13 protein-coding genes are annotated in these 15,761 nt (G+C 65.4%); 2 read left to right on the forward strand and 11 right to left on the reverse strand.

What is annotated here, in order from left to right:
* Positions 1 to 13 precede the first annotated feature (13 nt).
* The 9 genes from virB11 to D4Q51_RS09900 all read right to left on the reverse strand — a co-directional run bounded on the left by virB11 (position 14) and on the right by D4Q51_RS09900 (position 8,535).
* Entirely contained in the window at positions 14 to 1,072 is a 1,059-nt protein-coding gene (gene virB11 / locus D4Q51_RS09860) for a P-type DNA transfer ATPase VirB11 (RefSeq protein ID WP_420807537.1), read from the reverse strand.
* An 8-nt stretch (positions 1,073 to 1,080) separates the two neighbouring features.
* Positions 1,081 to 2,232: a TrbI/VirB10 family protein gene (locus D4Q51_RS09865; RefSeq protein WP_240624667.1), complete on the reverse strand. Its 1,152-nt coding sequence runs from the start codon at positions 2,230 to 2,232 to the stop codon at positions 1,081 to 1,083.
* Positions 2,233 to 2,255: 23 nt separating this feature from the next.
* Entirely contained in the window at positions 2,256 to 3,047 is a 792-nt protein-coding gene (locus D4Q51_RS09870; RefSeq protein ID WP_120077602.1) for a TrbG/VirB9 family P-type conjugative transfer protein, read from the reverse strand.
* Entirely contained in the window at positions 3,047 to 4,252 is a 1,206-nt protein-coding gene (locus tag D4Q51_RS09875; RefSeq protein ID WP_240624668.1) for a TrbL/VirB6 family protein, read from the reverse strand. The genes D4Q51_RS09870 and D4Q51_RS09875 overlap by 1 nt, the downstream gene beginning before the upstream one ends.
* Positions 4,249 to 6,687, reverse strand: coding sequence for a VirB4 family type IV secretion/conjugal transfer ATPase (locus D4Q51_RS09880; RefSeq protein ID WP_120077603.1), 2,439 nt, complete (start codon positions 6,685 to 6,687; stop codon positions 4,249 to 4,251). Before D4Q51_RS09880 ends, D4Q51_RS09875 begins: the two co-directional genes overlap by 4 nt.
* 52 nt (positions 6,688 to 6,739) lie before the next feature.
* A complete protein-coding gene (locus D4Q51_RS09885) occupies positions 6,740 to 7,021 on the reverse strand; it encodes a VirB3 family type IV secretion system protein (protein WP_120077604.1) in 282 nt (93 codons plus the stop codon).
* Between the two features lie 13 nt (positions 7,022 to 7,034).
* The gene (locus D4Q51_RS09890; RefSeq protein ID WP_120077605.1) at positions 7,035 to 7,328 is read right to left on the reverse strand and encodes a TrbC/VirB2 family type IV secretion system protein; all 294 of its coding nucleotides are present in this window, start codon (positions 7,326 to 7,328) and stop codon (positions 7,035 to 7,037) included.
* 2 nt (positions 7,329 to 7,330) lie between these two features.
* A complete protein-coding gene (locus tag D4Q51_RS09895) occupies positions 7,331 to 7,987 on the reverse strand; it encodes a lytic transglycosylase domain-containing protein (RefSeq protein ID WP_120077606.1) in 657 nt (218 codons plus the stop codon).
* A gap of 185 nt (positions 7,988 to 8,172) precedes the next feature.
* Complete coding sequence (locus D4Q51_RS09900; protein WP_240624669.1) at positions 8,173 to 8,535, reverse strand: tetratricopeptide repeat protein; 363 nt, start codon at positions 8,533 to 8,535, stop codon at positions 8,173 to 8,175.
* A 272-nt stretch (positions 8,536 to 8,807) separates the two neighbouring features.
* Here D4Q51_RS09900 and D4Q51_RS09905 point away from each other — a divergent pair, with 272 nt between their 5' ends.
* Both D4Q51_RS09905 and D4Q51_RS09910 read left to right on the forward strand, forming a co-directional pair.
* Positions 8,808 to 10,388: a hypothetical protein gene (locus tag D4Q51_RS09905; protein ID WP_120077607.1), complete on the forward strand. Its 1,581-nt coding sequence runs from the start codon at positions 8,808 to 8,810 to the stop codon at positions 10,386 to 10,388.
* A 91-nt stretch (positions 10,389 to 10,479) separates the two neighbouring features.
* Positions 10,480 to 13,188: a TonB-dependent receptor domain-containing protein gene (locus tag D4Q51_RS09910; RefSeq protein WP_120077608.1), complete on the forward strand. Its 2,709-nt coding sequence runs from the start codon at positions 10,480 to 10,482 to the stop codon at positions 13,186 to 13,188.
* Between the two features lie 76 nt (positions 13,189 to 13,264).
* Here D4Q51_RS09910 and D4Q51_RS09915 read toward each other — a convergent pair whose 3' ends face one another.
* Both D4Q51_RS09915 and D4Q51_RS09920 read right to left on the reverse strand, forming a co-directional pair.
* Complete coding sequence (locus D4Q51_RS09915; protein WP_240624670.1) at positions 13,265 to 13,978, reverse strand: response regulator transcription factor; 714 nt, start codon at positions 13,976 to 13,978, stop codon at positions 13,265 to 13,267.
* Positions 13,979 to 14,036: 58 nt separating this feature from the next.
* On the reverse strand, positions 14,037 to 15,563 hold the full coding sequence (locus D4Q51_RS09920; protein ID WP_120077610.1) for a tryptophan halogenase family protein: 1,527 nt from the start codon (positions 15,561 to 15,563) through the stop codon (positions 14,037 to 14,039).
* Positions 15,564 to 15,761: the final 198 nt, after the last annotated feature.

Raw genomic sequence — 15,761 nt, forward strand, 5'->3', positions numbered from 1 at the left:
CGGCGCCTGCCCGTCAGTTCCAGGTTTCCACCAGATCGCTGGCGCGCGCAATGGCGGCGATGCCGCGCTTGCCCTCTGCGCGTTTCAACTGGACGATCACGTCGATCACGCTGGCGGCGTAGGCGATGGTGTCGCTGCGCGTCAGGCCGATGCCGGTCTGCATCACCATCAGGCTAAGCTGCTCCAGTGCACCGCGCAGGGAATTGGCGTGAATGGTGGAGAAGCTGCCGGGATGGCCGGTGTTGATCGCGCGCAGGAAGCTGACGCTCTCCGCGCCGCGCAGTTCGCCCAGCACGATCCGGTCGGGCCGCAGGCGCAGGGCAGATTGCAGCAATTCGTTGGCCGTCACCTTGGCCTCGCCCAGTTCGCCCTTCACGGCGACGAGGCCTACGGCGTTCGCGCCGGGGAACTTCAGTTCTGGCGTATCCTCCACCATAACCACCCGCTCCTCACGCGGGATTTCGCCCAGCATGGCGTTGAGGAAGGTGGTCTTGCCGGTGGATGTGCCGCCGGAAATGAGGATGGTCTTCTTTGCCTTGATCGCGGCGCGCAGGAAATCGATCGGCGCATCCTGCGGATCGGGCATGTCCGCCTCGCTCGGCTGCACGAGCGGACCGGCGTCGTAGGCATCGAGCGGCAGGTCCAGCCGGCGGTGGCGGCGCACGGCCATGGCCCAGTGCTTGCGCGTGGCGGGCGGACCGCAGAACTGGATGCGCGCCCCGTCGGGCAGGGTCGCGCCCAGCAACGGGTGTTCGCGGTTGATGCCCTGGTGGCTGATGCGCGCCACCTGTTCGGCCAGACGCTGGATCAGCTTGTCGTCGACCGCATCCAGCTCAACACGCTGCATTCCGGGATGGGCGGCATCCTCCACCCACATCTCGCCCGGCTTGTTGACGAGGATTTCTGTTACGGTGTCCCGCTCCAGCCAGTCCTTGAACGGCGCGAGGTAGGCGTCGAGGTAGACCGAGCCGCTGGGAACCTGCGGCGCATCGGCAGGAGGCCCTGCCGCGATCGGCGCGCCTTCGTCGTCACGCTCCGGCTTGTCGCCAAGGTGGTGGATTTCGGCGGTCACGGCTGGCCTCAGCGAACCTGCGGAGCCTGACTGAAATCGAGATCGCGCGCGGTGTAGACGCGGATCGGTTCACCCATGCGCACGCGCACGGTGGGCGGACGCTGGCCATCCTGCTGCAGGGCCGTGCTGGCAGCAGACTCGCCGCCACCCAGGATGACCGAGGCGCCGCCGCTGGCAACGGTCGTCAGCCCGCCGATCACCGACAGGAGCATGGCGCTGCCGAAGCGGCTGAAGAAGTGCGTGTTCACATCGCCCTGAAGGCCCGCCGTGCCATCGAAGCTGGTGGCCGGGCTCTGGATCGAGACGGTCACGCCATCGGGACGAATCACGCGCTGCCAGATCACGTAGGCGCGGCGCTGGCCCGCTTGGAGGCCGGACTGGTACTGGCCGACAAGGCGGCTGGAACGCGGGATCAGCACGCGGCTGCCGTCGAAGCTGCGCACGTCCTGGCTCACCACGGCGCGCACGAAACCGGGCACATCGGTGTTGATCGCGGTTTCGAGGATCGCGGGAATCATCGTGCCCTGCGTCACCGTGGTGGCGGGGTTCACGTCCTGCATGGCAACGGCCGGGCCACCGCCGACGCCGCCGATGCGGGCGGCAAACTCGTTCGCCGCGCCGCCGCCGGGTGTAACGGCGTTGCCGGGCGTCGCCGCCGCAGCAGCTTCGGCAGCAGCGGCATTGGCCGCGGCAGAGGCGGGGGCGGTGCCGCCGTCGAACACCAGCGTGGGCGAGGAATAGGGATTGGTGGCCGGGCCGACAGCCGTGGTGCCGTCGGGCGCGCGGGCCAGAACCGGCGCGGGGGAGGGATCGGCCTGCGGCACGGCGCCTGCATTGGCGCTGGGCAGACCGTCTGTGGGCGCAGCAGCCATGTCCACCGGCGCGGGCGGTGGCGGAGCGGGCTGCGCGGCCTCTGCACCGGTCGCGGCATCGTCCCCGCGTCCGGCGTTCAGGCCCCACAGCGTTGCAGCGCCCAGCAGGGCGACGAAGCCGACGCCTGCCAGCAGGCCGAGTGCGTCCTTGTTGCCCTTGCGGTTGGCCACCGCCGGGTAGGAGGTGCGGCTGGCAAGGTCGATGATCTCGGTGGTTTCACCGTCGCGCGGGTCCGCATCGTTGGCGTGACCGACGTTCTTCTCGGGAAGGCGCATGGCAAGTTTCATGGTGCTGTTCTCCGTTACGCCGGTCAGGCGCCCTGTTGCTGTGCGGTACCGTCGGCATTCGCCGCGCCGACGGTGCCCTGGTTCACCAGCAGTGCCGCATTGTCGCCGGACCGCAGGATGATCTCGCCCGGCACGATGTCGAGCACGATGGTATCGCCGCGCACGGCGAAGTTGACAGGGCCTTCGGTACCCTCGTGATCTTTCACCAATATGGCAGGCATGGGTGTGCCCGTGGGCCAGGCGAGGAAGGTGGCGGTGCCATCGTCGTAGATGCGTTCGGGCAGCAGGGCGCGATCGCCACTGGTGGCCCATTCAAAGTTCAGGCGCGTGGGATCGAGCACGGCATAGTCGTCGTTCGCGGCGGCCATTTCCACGGCATTGGGCTGCTCGCCCGGATTAGCGGAGGCCATCTGCGTTTCCTCTTCCACCGGCTCCACCTCGATAGGGTAGGTGAAAGTGAGGACGTAGAGCGGCGTGCGGTTCGTGGGGCTGGAAACCAGATCGAACAGATAGGTGTGGCGGTTCGTCACCACGGTCATGTTCGTCGTGGCCCGCGGGGCCAGCGGCTTCACGAACAGCAGGTTCGCGCGGCGGTTGGGCGTGACCTGCCAACTCTGGCTGTCACCGATGGCGACGTTCTCGATCACTTCGCCTTCGCCGAACTGGATGGTCGACTGGACGTTCACCTTGCCCTCGATCCGCACGACCTGCGTGGGATCGTAGAGGCGTTCGACCAGGCGCGGGTCCTGCGCGGCGGCGGGAGCGGCCAGGAGGGCGGATGCCAGCAGCATCGCGGCGATGCCATTACGCAACATTACATTTTCTCCGAGGAACGGACGGGTGCGCTCTTGAAACGGCTGCCAATGCCGCGCGCACGCGATGGGGTGGTGGAGCCGCTGCGGCCCTGCTCGGCACCGCCACCTGCCTGCACGATCTTCGTCTCGCGCACGGTGGAAGTGCCGCCGGTATCGTTCGCGGCCGCAAGGGTGTTCGCCGTCACGCGGATATCGCGCGAGGCGGGAGGAGTGGACTGAGCGGCACGATCACGCGCGGTGGTGCTGGTAATGGTTGGCGCAACCGGAGCGGCGGCGGGCGCGCTGGCGGTGTTGAACCCGCCGCGTTCGTCCGCACGGTCACTGGTGGCGAGGCCGAATACGTTCCAGCCGCTCACCATCGTGGTCGTGACCTTCAGCACCATGAACATCAGCGCCAGGTGCACCGCGCCGATCATGAAGAAGGCCATGGCCGGGCGCACGTCAATCTGGCCGGGCGTCGCCATCAGGCTGGAGAGAACCGGCACGGCCAGTTCCAGCATCAGCGATCCGCCCAGTACCGCGAAGAGCGGGGCCAGCGCCATCAGGGTAACGCCTTTCAGCCAGCCCACGAACAGGCCGCGAGTGCCGTCGAACAGGGCGAGCAGGATGAAGATCGGGCCAAGGCCCATCAGGATGGCGAGCGCGATCTTGCAGGTGGCCAGTACGCCCACGGTGCCCAGCAGCAGCATGGTGCCGCCCGACCACAACAGGCCCGGCGGAGAGAAGATCGAGGTGTCGTTCGCCATCGCATCGCCGCCCGATGCTTCCATCAGCGAGAGCATGACGACGTCCAGCTTGTCGGCGAAGATGGTGGTGGCGGAGCCGTCTGTGCCCATGATCGAGGTGGCGATCCAGTCCGGCGCGCCGACGGCGAGGTTCCAGAACACCGCCTGGAAAGCGATCCAGCTGGTGGCAAAGGTGGCGACAAGGCCCACCGTCACCATCTTGGGCGTGAGGGCAGACAGGCCAAGGCGCGTGCGCCCGGTGATGAGGCCGAAGCCGATGAAGGCGACGAACAGCGTCAGCGCCAGCGTGAGCGTGGTGCCCATTGCGCCGTTGGCGAACAGGTTGTTGAACGCGGCCTGCGCCATCTCGCTGGCGGCGCAGTCCACGCCGCGAAGGGACGCGCCGATGCCTGCGCCCACGCCTTCCATGGCGCGCATGCATTCGACGCCTACGCCGCTGGTGGGAGTGGTGACGCTCATTCCGCGGCCTGCCAGTTGAAGCTGTCGTCGTCGTCCTGCGGCTGGCCGGAACCGGGCCACGGACGGTTCGTAAGCGCAGGATACCACTGCGCGGGATCGTCTCCCACGGCTTCGCGCAGCAGGTCGAGGCGGCGTACGCTCGATTCGCGGCCGGAGAGGATGGTCAGCACTTCGGGCGCGCCAGACAGGTCCAGCCGCACCACGACGCTGGCATCGGGCTGGCGCACGAGGAAGCAGCGGCTGTGCGCGGGCAGAGACTTGATCAGCGCAAGCTCGTGCTCGGTCAGACCGAAGCCTTCGCAATAGTCCTCCGCACGGGCGCGGGCGTTGGGCATGAACACCATGGTGGCCGTCTGCTCCACCAATGCGGTGGAAATGCGGCTGTCCAGCGCATCGCGGGCGGACTGCGTGGCAAATCCGACCAGTGCGTTGCGTTTACGCAGCGTCTTCAGCCAGTCGCGGATGCGGGCGGCGAAAACCTCGTCGTCGAGCGCCTTCCAGCCTTCGTCGATCAGCACCATCGTGGGGTGCCCGTCCAGCCGCTCGTCGATGCGGTGGAACAGGTACATCATCACGGGCGTGCGCAGCTTGGGGTTCTCCAGCAGCGCGGTCATGTCGAAGCCCATCACGCGGGTGGAGAGATCCAGCTTGTCATCGGCATTGTCGAACAGCCAGCCGTTCTCGCCATCCTCGATCCAGGCGGAGAGGCGATCTGCCAGGTCGCCCGGTTGCGGGCGGCGCGCGCCGGAGACGAGTTCCTTGAAATAGCGGAGGCGGCGCAGCGAGGGATCGTTGGAATAGGCCGCGTCCACGGCGGAGGCGATGGTGGCGTGTTCCTCTGGCCCCTCCGCCTTCAGCAGCACGGAAAGCCAGTCGCGCAGGAAGCCACGGTTGGCGGGCGTATCGGGCAGGGCGAGCGGGTTGAAGCCGGTCGGCTCTCCCGAACGGATGCGGTCGTAGCTGCCGCCGATGCCGCGAATGAACAGTTCCGCGCCGCGATCCTTGTCGAACAGGATCGTGCGGGGGCTGAACTTCTGCGCCTGCGCGGCGAGGAAGTTCATCACCACGGTCTTGCCCGAACCCGACGGCCCGATGACCGAGAAGTTGCCAAGATCGCCGGTGTGGAAGTTGAAGAAGAACGGGGTGGAGCTGGTGGTCTGGAGCAGCGTGACGGCCTCGCCCCAGTGGTTCCCCTCGGCCTGTCCCAGCGCGAAGCCGTGCAGGCTGCCGAAGCTCGCCATGTTGGCGGTGGAGATCATTGCGCGGCGCACGAGGTACTGCTCGTTGCCGGGGAACTGGCCCCAGAAAGCCGGCTCCAAGTTGGTGTCCTCGCGCACAGCAATAGCGCCGGTATCGGCCAGCGACGCAGCGACGGAAGCGGTGGCATCGTCCAGCCGCTCCAGGTTGCGCTCGCGTACCAGCACGGTCAGGTGATGGTCGCCAAAGGCCACGGAGCCTGCGCCCAGCTCGTCACGCGCGGCCATCATCTCGGCCCGCTCGCTCTGGGCTTCCTCGTCGGCGCTTTTCAGGCGGCGGATAGCAAGGTCGATCTTCTCTCGCGCGGTCTGCCGTTCTTCGGGAGCGAAGCTCTCGGTCACGATCATCTCGTAAGGGAGGCGCAGCATACCGTCGAGCAGGCCGGGGCTGGTCGCGTCAGGGTAGTCCTTCAGGCTGAGGATCGAAGCGAAGTCCGCCCCGCCGCTGCCGCGCAGTTCCATCGCGTCGAGGCCGAAACTGGCGCGGCGGTAGGGCAGCATCCGGCCCACGTCGGTATCGAAATCGGGGCGGCGCACCGGGCGCATCTCGCCGTTGTAGAGCGCGCTGAGCAGTTCCAGCACTTCGTTGTTGGTGTTGCCCGACGGGCCGACATAATCACCCAGCGGCTGCGCGCCGTAATCGCCAAGGCTGGCTGCCAGCGCCTGCAGGGCACCGCGCAGGGAGCGCAGATCCTTGGGATCGACCGGCTCTTCCTCGTTGCGGCGCTTGAAAATCTTGCTGGCCTTTTCGGCAAGGCCCGCCTTGCCCCGCGCCGGGCGGCGCACCAGCGAGACGAACTGATCGTTCACGAACAGCGATCCGCTCGACAGTTTCTCGCGCCAGCGCGCATCGATATGGGCGGACAGCGGATCCTCGAAACTGGCGTCCAGTTCCACGCTCACCCGGCGGCGGATCACGTGGTGATAGAGCACGAAGCGTGCATCGAGGTTGGAGCGCAGCATCACCTCACGCGTCTGGGCGTGGGCGTTCAGCGCTTCGGTATCTTCCGTCTCGAACAGCAGGCCGGGCACCTGCATGGCGGCCATCAGCGAGCCGTCGCGCAGCAGCACCACGTTTTCATCGACCAGCCGCGCATAGGGCAGGCGCTCGCCCGCCTGCGCTTCCTTGGCGCTCCAGGCGGCGGCTCCCAGCCGGAACTTGGGCAGCTTGCTCTTCATGGTCTCACTCCATGCCGCCCACGAACGGGCGGCGGTTCAAATGGCGCGCGGCTTACGCGGCGTAACTGTTGCAGCCCCAGCGGCTGTAATTTCTCACCCGCGGACACTTGCTGACCTTGGTCAGCCACAGGTCGAAAATGCGCGGTTCGCGAAGGCAGGCGAAGTAGCCGATAACATGCATGATGACGGGGATCGGCAGGATCCACAGGCTTTTCAGAATCAGGAAGGCCTCCGTCGTCACCAGCGCGTTGATGATGAAATAGTTGAACGTCACGCCCGCAAACATCTGCGGCCGCGTGAGCGCGCGATGGACACGGTGGCGGACAAGCTGCATCGATCCCGCTCCCTTACCCTGCCGCGCCCTGGATACCGGCCACGATGGAGGCGGCACCGAAAATGATGAAGCAGCCCAGGATCACCGTCGCGCCAAAGCGCCAGTTCATCCGGCCTGTCAGCATCATGAAGCCGACGGCCGCCACGGCCATCACCGCAACTGCGGTCGCCACGCTGCCCAGCAGCGTGTTCTGCATCCACGCCAGCGCATTGTTGATCGGGCCCGAACCCGCCGGGTCCTGCGCGTAGGCAGCCGTAGGCGCGATCAGCACCGCGAAAGCAGCGGCAAGGCGGTAAAAAACATTCATTGTCAGTCGGAACTCCGGGAATGGTCTGCAAGACGGCCCATGATCGAGGATACATAGACCTGTGTTTCACGAATACGCGGGATACCGCCCGAACGGATCACCCGTCCGGGGCCCGCGTTGTAGGCGGCAAGGGCCTTTTCCAGGTCGCCGTCGAACCGGTCGAGCTGCTCGCGCAGGTAGCGCGCGCCGCCCTCCAGATTGGCGAGCGGGTTGTCCGGGTCCACGCCAAGATCGCGCGCGGTGCCGGGCATCAGCTGGGCAAGGCCTCGTGCCCCGGCGGGGGAGACGGCGTTCTCGCGCCAGCGGCTTTCCTGCCAGACCACGGCTTCCAGCAGCGCGGGCGAGAGGTCGAAACGCTCGGCCAGCTGCGCGACGTGGGCGGCATAGGCGGGCGGGATGGCGGAGGAATGGTCTGCCGTGATGGCAACGGCGCTGTCGGGCACGATCGCGATCGCTTCCACCGGCACTTCCGCCAGCGGCGCTGCAGCCCCGTCATGGGTCGCGTTCATGTCCACGCTGGTTGCCGCCATGGCCATCGGTCCGGCGATCCACTGCGCTTCCCCGTCAACTGACACTTCCAGCACATCGGCCTGCGCCGGCAGCGCGCACGCGGCGGCGACCGCGAACGCGAGCGTGGATGTGCAGAAACGCAGAATCATGTGGGACCCTCCAAAGCCGCCCCAATGCTTACAACAAATGACAACGGCATGACAGTGCAGGCCAATTCGGCCCTTCGCGCTGCCATACAGCAAAAGCCCGGCGAGCCGAAGCCAGCCGGGCAGTTTGCTGGGCCGGCGCGCTCTAACGGCGGCTCGGCCCTATATAATATGGTCTGTCGCGCCGATTAATCGGCACTCGAGTCCAGCGACAGAAGGGCAAGGCGCGCGGCCTGGCGGGAATCGACCCACTCGCCGCTGGCGAGTTCGAGGTCGTAGCGATCGTTACTGGCGATGGCTTCGCGATAGGCCTGCTCGGCCATACGGTATTCGCCGACGGCGGCGTAAGCCGCGCCGAGGTTGATCAGCAGTGCCGGGTCGCCAGGGTTCTCGGCGCGAGCGGCCTCCAGGCGTTCGATAGCGGCACGTGCCTCACCCGAGGCGAGGGTTTCGTAAGCGACATCGCGGGTCTCGATTTCCGACGGGGTGGTGGCGGCCGTAGGGCCGGCCTGGACCAGCATCAGGAAGGCAAGGGTGGTAGTGGCAAACATGATGGTTCTCCCAAACTCTTGCCGACGATAATGCGCCGTCTTGCCGACGACTGCAACAAAACCGTCATATTGTCACAAAACTGCAATATGCTGCAGCACGGAAAGATTTTTTCGCTCAATTCCAGCGATTCTCGGGAAATGTGACAATCCGTCACACAATTCCGTCACACGGTCGCCAAAGTGTCATTTGGCTCGCCTAGCCGTCCTCTCGCGACATCGCATTTCGCTTCGCTTCTTTTTCGATTCTCGGTTTTTTGAGGGGACCGTTCGCCGTGACTAATCTTTCTCGCTTCCTGATCCTTGGTTGTTCCGCCATGGCGCTTGCCGCTTGCGGTGCAGAGGAAATCGCTTCGCCGGGCACCGGCGGCAACGTGGTGATCAACAATCCGCCCGCACCCGCGCCGACGCCTTCGCCGACGGCAACTCCCGCGCCGACCATCACCCCGGCAGCCGGTTGCCCTACCATCAGCGACCCGCAGGGCCTGACTGACGAGGGCACCATTTCCAACAGCAACGGCGACGAATGGCGCGTGTGCGCCACGCCGCAGCGTTTCAACGCCTCTTCCACCCTGCGCCAGATCGACGGCCTGCTCTATCGCCTGCCCGGCCAGGTGAACGTGGGCACCGACGGCGGCCCGGCTCCGGACGCGAGCGACGGCCTTTCCGACACCAATGTCGAACTGACCATCGAGCCCGGTGTCATCATCTACGCTGCCGGTTCCTCGTTCCTGAACGTGACGCGCGGCAACACGATCGATGCCAACGGCACCGCCGACAGGCCGATCATCTTCACCAGCCGCGACAACATCGTTGGCCTGAACAACGAAAACTCCTCCGGCCAGTGGGGCGGCGTGGTGCTTTCGGGCCGCGCTCCGGTGACGGACTGCTTCGAACCTGCCGCAACCCCGGGCACCGTGGATTGCGAACGCCAGGTGGAAGGCGCGGCTGCGCCCAGCTTCTTCGGCGGCGCCACGCCGGACGACAGCTCCGGCTCCATGAGCTACGTGCAGATCCGCTACTCGGGCTTCGTGCTCTCGGGTGACAACGAGCTGCAGTCTCTCACCACCGGCGGCACCGGTTCGGGCACACAGCTCAGCCACATCCAGTCGGTCAACTCGTCGGACGACGGCGTCGAATTCTTCGGCGGCATCGTCAACATCTCCAACCTCATCGTTGCAGGTGCGGAAGACGACTCGCTCGATACCGACACCGGCGTGAAGGCGAACATGCAGTTCGTGATCGCGGCGCAGCGTGCGGGCATCGGTGACACGATCATCGAAGCGGACTCCAGCAACGGCCTGGAAGAGCAGACCCCGCGTCAGAACACCACGATCAGCAACTTCACCTTCATCCAGCGCCGCGCCGCCGACCAGGTGGTGCGTATCCGTGGCGGTGCCGACTACGGTCTCTACAACGGCGTGATCTTCGATGCCTCGGGCTCCACCCCCTGCATCCGTATCGACGACGAGGAAACGATCCGCGCGGCCAATGCCGGGCTGGACGATGTGGGCACCGTGCGCTTCAACTCGGTCGCGCTGGATTGCACCACGAACTTCCGCAACGGCAGCAACGGCGGTGCCACCGCCGCCCAGGCCGAGGCGATCTTCGATGCCGGCGCGGGCAACACGAAGGACTACACGCACACGATCACGGGCGGTTACCTGAACGGTGCCAGCGAGGATGGCTATACGCCGATCTTCGATCCGACCGCGCTGTCCAGCTTCTTCGTCACCACCACCTTTATCGGTGCCGTGACGGCGTCCGACGACTGGACGCAGGGCTGGACCTGCGACTCCTCGGCCGTGGCCTTCGGTAACAACACCGGCCTCTGCACCGAGATCCCGGTCCTTTAATGAAACGTGGAAGGGGGAGCGCAGGCGGGAAATCCGCTGCGCTTCCCCTTCCAGTCTTTTTACCTGATCGACTCATAGGGGAGTCACGACAATGACCACTGGCAAGCGGCTGGCGGGGCTGCTTCTGCTCACCACCGCGCTCACCATTCCGGGCGCGGCCTTCGCACAGGATTCGGCAGGCAGCGCCGTATCGCCCACGCAACAAGACGTGGAGCGGGACGAACTGCTGGACGACGAACCCGAAGGGCAGGAGGAAGACTTCGACGATACCGACGTCTCCATCCCCGGTGGCTCGATCATCGTGACGGGGCGGATCAACCGCAACCCGGAACGCAATTCCACCCAGGTGGTCAACGTCCTCTCGACAGAGCAAATCGCGCGAACGGGCGAAGGCGATATCGCCGGCGCGCTGGGCCGCGTGACCGGCCTCTCGGTGCAGGGCCAGGGCTTCGTCTACGTGCGCGGTCTCGGCGACCGCTATTCGCTGGCACTGCTCAACGGCCTACCGCTGCCTTCGCCGCAGCCGCTCAGCCGCGTGGTGCCGCTGGATATCTTTCCCACCAACGTGGTCGCCTCCAGTCTCGTGCAGAAGACCTACTCCGCCAACTTCCCCGGTGAATTCGGCGGCGGCGTGATCAACCTCACCACCCGCGCCGTGCCGGACGAGAGCTTCCTCGAAATCAGCGCCGGGATCAGCGGCAACACCGAGACGACCTACCAGCGCGGCCTGTCCTACTACGGCTCCGACTACGACTGGTTCGGCTTCGACGATGGCACGCGCGACGTCCCGCCCGCGTTGCAGACGTTCTTCGATAGCGGCATCCGCATGAGCGACGTCCCGCTCGACCCGCAGCAGAACGTGAACGGCGCGCCTTTCACGCAGCTCGACGTTGCCAAGCAGCTTGGCAACCCGAACCTGATCCTGGTGCAGCAGATCGGGGACGTGCAGCCCAACTGGTCCGCCGGCCTTACCGCGGGCACCTCTCTCGACGTTTTCGGTGACGGCCTGTTGGGCATCGTCGCCACCGCGTCGGTCAGCAACTCGTGGCGCACGCGCGACATCACCTCGCAGTCGATTCTCGCCGACTTCACGCTCGACAGCGATTTCCGCGACGTGGTGACGGACAATTCGGTGCTGGTGAACGCGCTGCTGGGCTTTGGCCTGGAAGTGGGCGATCACCAGTTCCGGTGGACCAACCTGTTCATCCGCGACACCTCGAAGCTCGCTCGCCTTTCCACCGGCGAGGATTTTCAGGACGACGATTCCATCGTGCAGCAGCAGACGGCTTGGTTCGAACGCCAGCTGATTGACACGCAATTGGTGGCCGAGCTGGAGTTCGGCGATCTCGGCATCGACCTGCGCGGCGGCTACGCCCGCACCGATCGCGAGGCACCTTACGAATACACTTTCACCTATGTGCGCGACAACGCCAACGGCCCGCTGAGCGACCAGTTCATCAACGTGCTGGACCGCCAGACCGGCGATGCCTCGGTCGTGTTCTCCGACCTGCAGGAAGAGCTTTACGCGGGCGGCATCGACGTGAGCTATCCGGTCCTCGAAGGACTGGGCGTGACCGTGGGCTATGCCTACAGCGATACCGAGCGCTTCTCCGAGCGCCGCGAATTCCTGTTCAACGCACCCACCAGCTTCCCCGACGGCATTGGCCTGCTGCGGCCGGACCTGCTGCTGGGCGATGCGATCATCGACTTCTTCGATATCGGGCTGATCGAATCCACGCAAAACGACCCGGCTTTCACATCGGCACTCACCGTTCATGCCGGTTACGGCAAGATCGAGTGGGAGCCGGTGCTGGGCGTGCTGCTGGACGTGGGCGTGCGTTACGAGGACGCGGAGCAGACGGTGGATCCGGTGGAAGTGTTCAACACCCCGCTCAACTCCGCCAGTTCCACCGCGCTCAACAATGATTACTGGCTGCCCGCCGCCACGATCACCGTGGAGCCGATGGACAACCTGCAGCTGCGCGCCAACGCTTCAAAGACGCTGGCCCGCCCGCAGTTCCGCGAGCTGATCTTCCAGACCTATTACGATCCGGAAACCAACCGCCAGTTCAACGGCAACCCGTTCCTGGTGGACAGCCGCCTGACGAACTTCGAGGTCCGCGGCGAATACTACTTCGGCGGCAGCGACCGGATTTCGGTGGCAGGCTTCTACAAGGATATCGAGAACCCGATCGAGGCGTTCTCCAGCTTCTCCGACAACGCTCAGCTCACCAGCTTCGCCAATGCCCCCAGCGCCACGCTGTGGGGTGTGGAGGCCGACGCGCAGTACACCTTCGATCTCTACAACTGGGGCGGCTTCTTCGAGAGCAAGGCTTTGGTGGTGCTGGGCAACTACACCTACACCAACTCCGAAATCTCGGTCGAGGCAGGCGATATCACGCGCCTGTTCCCCGGCGGCGACACGGCGGCGAGCAACCTGTTCGTGGACGGCGTGCCGCTGACTGGTCAGTCAGACCATCTCGTCAACTTCCAGATGAGCCTGGAGGACGTGGACACCCTGCAGCAGTTCACCGTGCTGGTGAACTACGCCAGCGAGCGCGTGACCAGCCGCGGCACCTCGGGCCTCCCTGATATCGTGGAAGACCCCGGCCTCACGGTCGATCTGGTCGCGCGGCAAGGGTTTGACCTGCTGGGCAGCGAGGCGGAACTGAAGCTGGAAGCGCGCAACATCTTCAACCGCCGCAACGAGGAATACCAGACCGACGGCGTGAACCGGGCTGAGATCAACACCTACGATCGCGGCACCGAGCTGGCGGCATCGCTGTCGTTCACCTTCTGAGACAGGACCAGCAAACAGGGGAGGGGCCTCTCGCCAATGCGCGAGGGGCCCCTTTTGTTATTCGCGATGGAAGAATTCAGATCAGGTCGAGGACATAGCCGCGCCCGTGGACGGTGCGCAGCAGGTGTCCGGCACCAGCCTGCCGCAATCCTTGCCGCAGCCGCTTGATCCACACGTCGACGGTACGCAGGTAATCGGGGTCGCCATCCTTGCCCAGCGCCTCGATCAGTTCCTGCCGGGTGAGTACGCGGTTGGGGTTCTCCGCCATGAAGCGCAGCACCCTGAATTCGTTGGGGCGCAGGCAGACGAGGTCACCCTGCCAGCGCGCCTGTTCACCCGCCACATTGATCTGCAGGTCGCCCAGTTCCATGATTTGCACCCGGCGGGCACAGGCACGCTGGGCGAACAGCGCCAGCACGCGGTCGAGCATTGCCTGCCGGTCCAGCGGGCCGACGGCGTAATCGTCTGCCCCTGCCTTCAGCGCGCGGCGGCGATCCTCGGGATCGTCCTCCTCCAGCACCATCGTGATGTGCGCATCCTGCATCCGCGGATCGGCGCGCAGGCGGCGCACCATCTCGAGGCCGGACAGGCTATCCATCACCCAGTCGACGAAGACCCACGCCTGCCCGTCCACCAAAGCCATCGGCCCCTCGGGCGGCAGGTGGCGGAACACGAACACGGCCTCGCCCTGCGTGAACTCGGCAAAGCGTGCCGCCGCGGCGTCTGTCGTGAATATGCTGATGCGGTCCATTGGCCCCGACCCGGTGAATTCCGGTTCGGTAAGTGCCAAGCCTGCATGACCGATCTATGACAGACGCGCGGCAAATTCGCGTTGCCGCCCGCCTGCCTCAGCCAACCGGCGGGGCGGGGCAGTATTTCGCGATGTATTCCGCGTGCGGCGGCATGTTCTTGACGAAGAACCGGATCGATTTCTCGATCTCGTCCAGCTCGCTCTTCGTCTCCCCCCGGTCCAGCGTATCGACCATGGCGATGTTGCCCTGCATCGGGATGCCCTGGCCCATCATCACCGCGGCCCAGCTGGTCTCGGTGAACAGTTCGTCCTCCTCGCGGAAAATCTGCCCGGTGGTCTGGAACAGCTCAACCTTCTCGGTCAGGCTGTCGGGCACGCTCATCGTGCGGCAGTAATTCCAGAACTCGGTGTCGTCGCGGCTGGTGGCGTTGTAGTGCAGGATCAGGAAGTCGCGGATGCGCGCGTATTCCTTGCCGGTCAGCCGGTTGAAGGTGTTGCGCGTCGCCTCGCTCACCCCGTCGAGGTTGAGCATGGCGATCAGCTTGTTGATGCCGGTGTTGATCAGGTGAATGGAGGTGGACTCGAGCGGTTCCATGAACCCAGCGGAAAGGCCCAGCGCCACCACGTTGTGGTTCCAGAATTTCTTCCGGCGGCCGGTCACGAAGCGCAGGTGATTGGGGTCCGCCGTAGGCTTGCCCGCAATGTTGTTCACCAGGATATCGGTCGCCTCGTCCGCCGACATGAAGGCATCGCAATAGACGTGCCCGTTGCCGTTGCGGTGTTGCAGCGGCACCTGCCATTGCCAGCCCGCGCCGTGGGCGATGGCACGGGTGAAGGGCGGGGGCGGCGATCCGTCGTCGCGGTTGCAGGGCAGGGCCACGGCGCGGTTGCACGGCAGCCAGTGCGTCCATTCCTCGTAACCCGTTTCCAGCACCTGCTCGATCAGCAGGCCGCGAAAGCCGGTGCAGTCGATGAACAGGTCGCCCTCGATCCGGGTGCCGTCCTCGAGCTGGATCGACGTGACGTCCCCGCTCTCGGCATCGCGCTGAACGTCGCAAACCTTGCCTTCCTGCCGCACCACGCCGCGCGCCTCGGCATAGCGGCGCAGGAACTTCGCATATTGCCCGGCATCGAGGTGGTAGGCGTAATTGACCGGCGGCAGGTCGTCGCGCTTCACGTCGGCAGAGCGCATGAAGCGGCCGAAGTAGGCGGCCATCGTTTCCACGTTGAAGGCCTGGATGGGGCGGTTGTCGCCCAGCGATTTCATGTGGTGCCACACCTGGTGGAACGACATGCCGCCGATGGTGTAGCCGTAGTTGCCGAAAGGGTGGATATACCTGTCACCCCTGGCGCCCCAGTTCTCGAACTGGATGCCCAGCTTGAACGTGCCCTGCACGTTGGAGAGCATTTCGCGGTCGCTGATCTCCAGTGCCTGGTTGAACTCGCGGAACGGGGGGATCGTGGCTTCGCCCACGCCCACGGTACCGATGACTTCGGATTCGACCAGCGTGACGGAGAGGTTGCGTCCCCCGTTCTGGCCACCTCTCATCAGGCGCGACAGCGGTGCGGCCGCCATCCACCCGGCGGTGCCGCCGCCGACAATCACGATCTTTTCAATAGCCATCAGTCTCTCGCCAATTTCCCGTTTTCCCGGTTCTAGCGTGAATGCCCCCTGTTGGTAAAACCCGCCCGAAAGGCGGTGATGCAGAGGGCGGCGAGGCCGGGTAATGCAAAAATGTTACACCATGCATCTGCAAATGGGAACGTTCATTTTTGCTATTGTGAACGCTCACAATATCGGTATGCAGAGGGTGAAGCGCCG

Origin of the sequence: Aurantiacibacter odishensis (genome assembly GCF_003605195.1) — a bacterium.
GTDB lineage: Bacteria > Pseudomonadota > Alphaproteobacteria > Sphingomonadales > Sphingomonadaceae > Alteraurantiacibacter > Alteraurantiacibacter odishensis.

What these genes read in the sequence shown, in the direction of transcription:
- D4Q51_RS09900 (WP_240624669.1), bottom strand. Translation starts at nt 8,535, where the DNA reads ATGTTTGCCACTACCACCCTTGCCTTCCTGATGCTGGTCCAGGCCGGC.
- D4Q51_RS09890 (WP_120077605.1), bottom strand. Translation starts at nt 7,328, where the DNA reads ATGAATGTTTTTTACCGCCTTGCCGCTGCTTTCGCGGTGCTGATCGCG.
- D4Q51_RS09910 (WP_120077608.1), top strand. Translation starts at nt 10,480, where the DNA reads ATGACCACTGGCAAGCGGCTGGCGGGGCTGCTTCTGCTCACCACCGCG.
- D4Q51_RS09885 (WP_120077604.1), bottom strand. Translation starts at nt 7,021, where the DNA reads ATGCAGCTTGTCCGCCACCGTGTCCATCGCGCGCTCACGCGGCCGCAG.
- D4Q51_RS09875 (WP_240624668.1), bottom strand. Translation starts at nt 4,252, where the DNA reads ATGAGCGTCACCACTCCCACCAGCGGCGTAGGCGTCGAATGCATGCGC.
- D4Q51_RS09880 (WP_120077603.1), bottom strand. Translation starts at nt 6,687, where the DNA reads ATGAAGAGCAAGCTGCCCAAGTTCCGGCTGGGAGCCGCCGCCTGGAGC.
- D4Q51_RS09895 (WP_120077606.1), bottom strand. Translation starts at nt 7,987, where the DNA reads ATGATTCTGCGTTTCTGCACATCCACGCTCGCGTTCGCGGTCGCCGCC.
- D4Q51_RS09865 (WP_240624667.1), bottom strand. Translation starts at nt 2,232, where the DNA reads ATGAAACTTGCCATGCGCCTTCCCGAGAAGAACGTCGGTCACGCCAAC.
- D4Q51_RS09870 (WP_120077602.1), bottom strand. Translation starts at nt 3,047, where the DNA reads ATGTTGCGTAATGGCATCGCCGCGATGCTGCTGGCATCCGCCCTCCTG.
- D4Q51_RS09920 (WP_120077610.1), bottom strand. Translation starts at nt 15,563, where the DNA reads ATGGCTATTGAAAAGATCGTGATTGTCGGCGGCGGCACCGCCGGGTGG.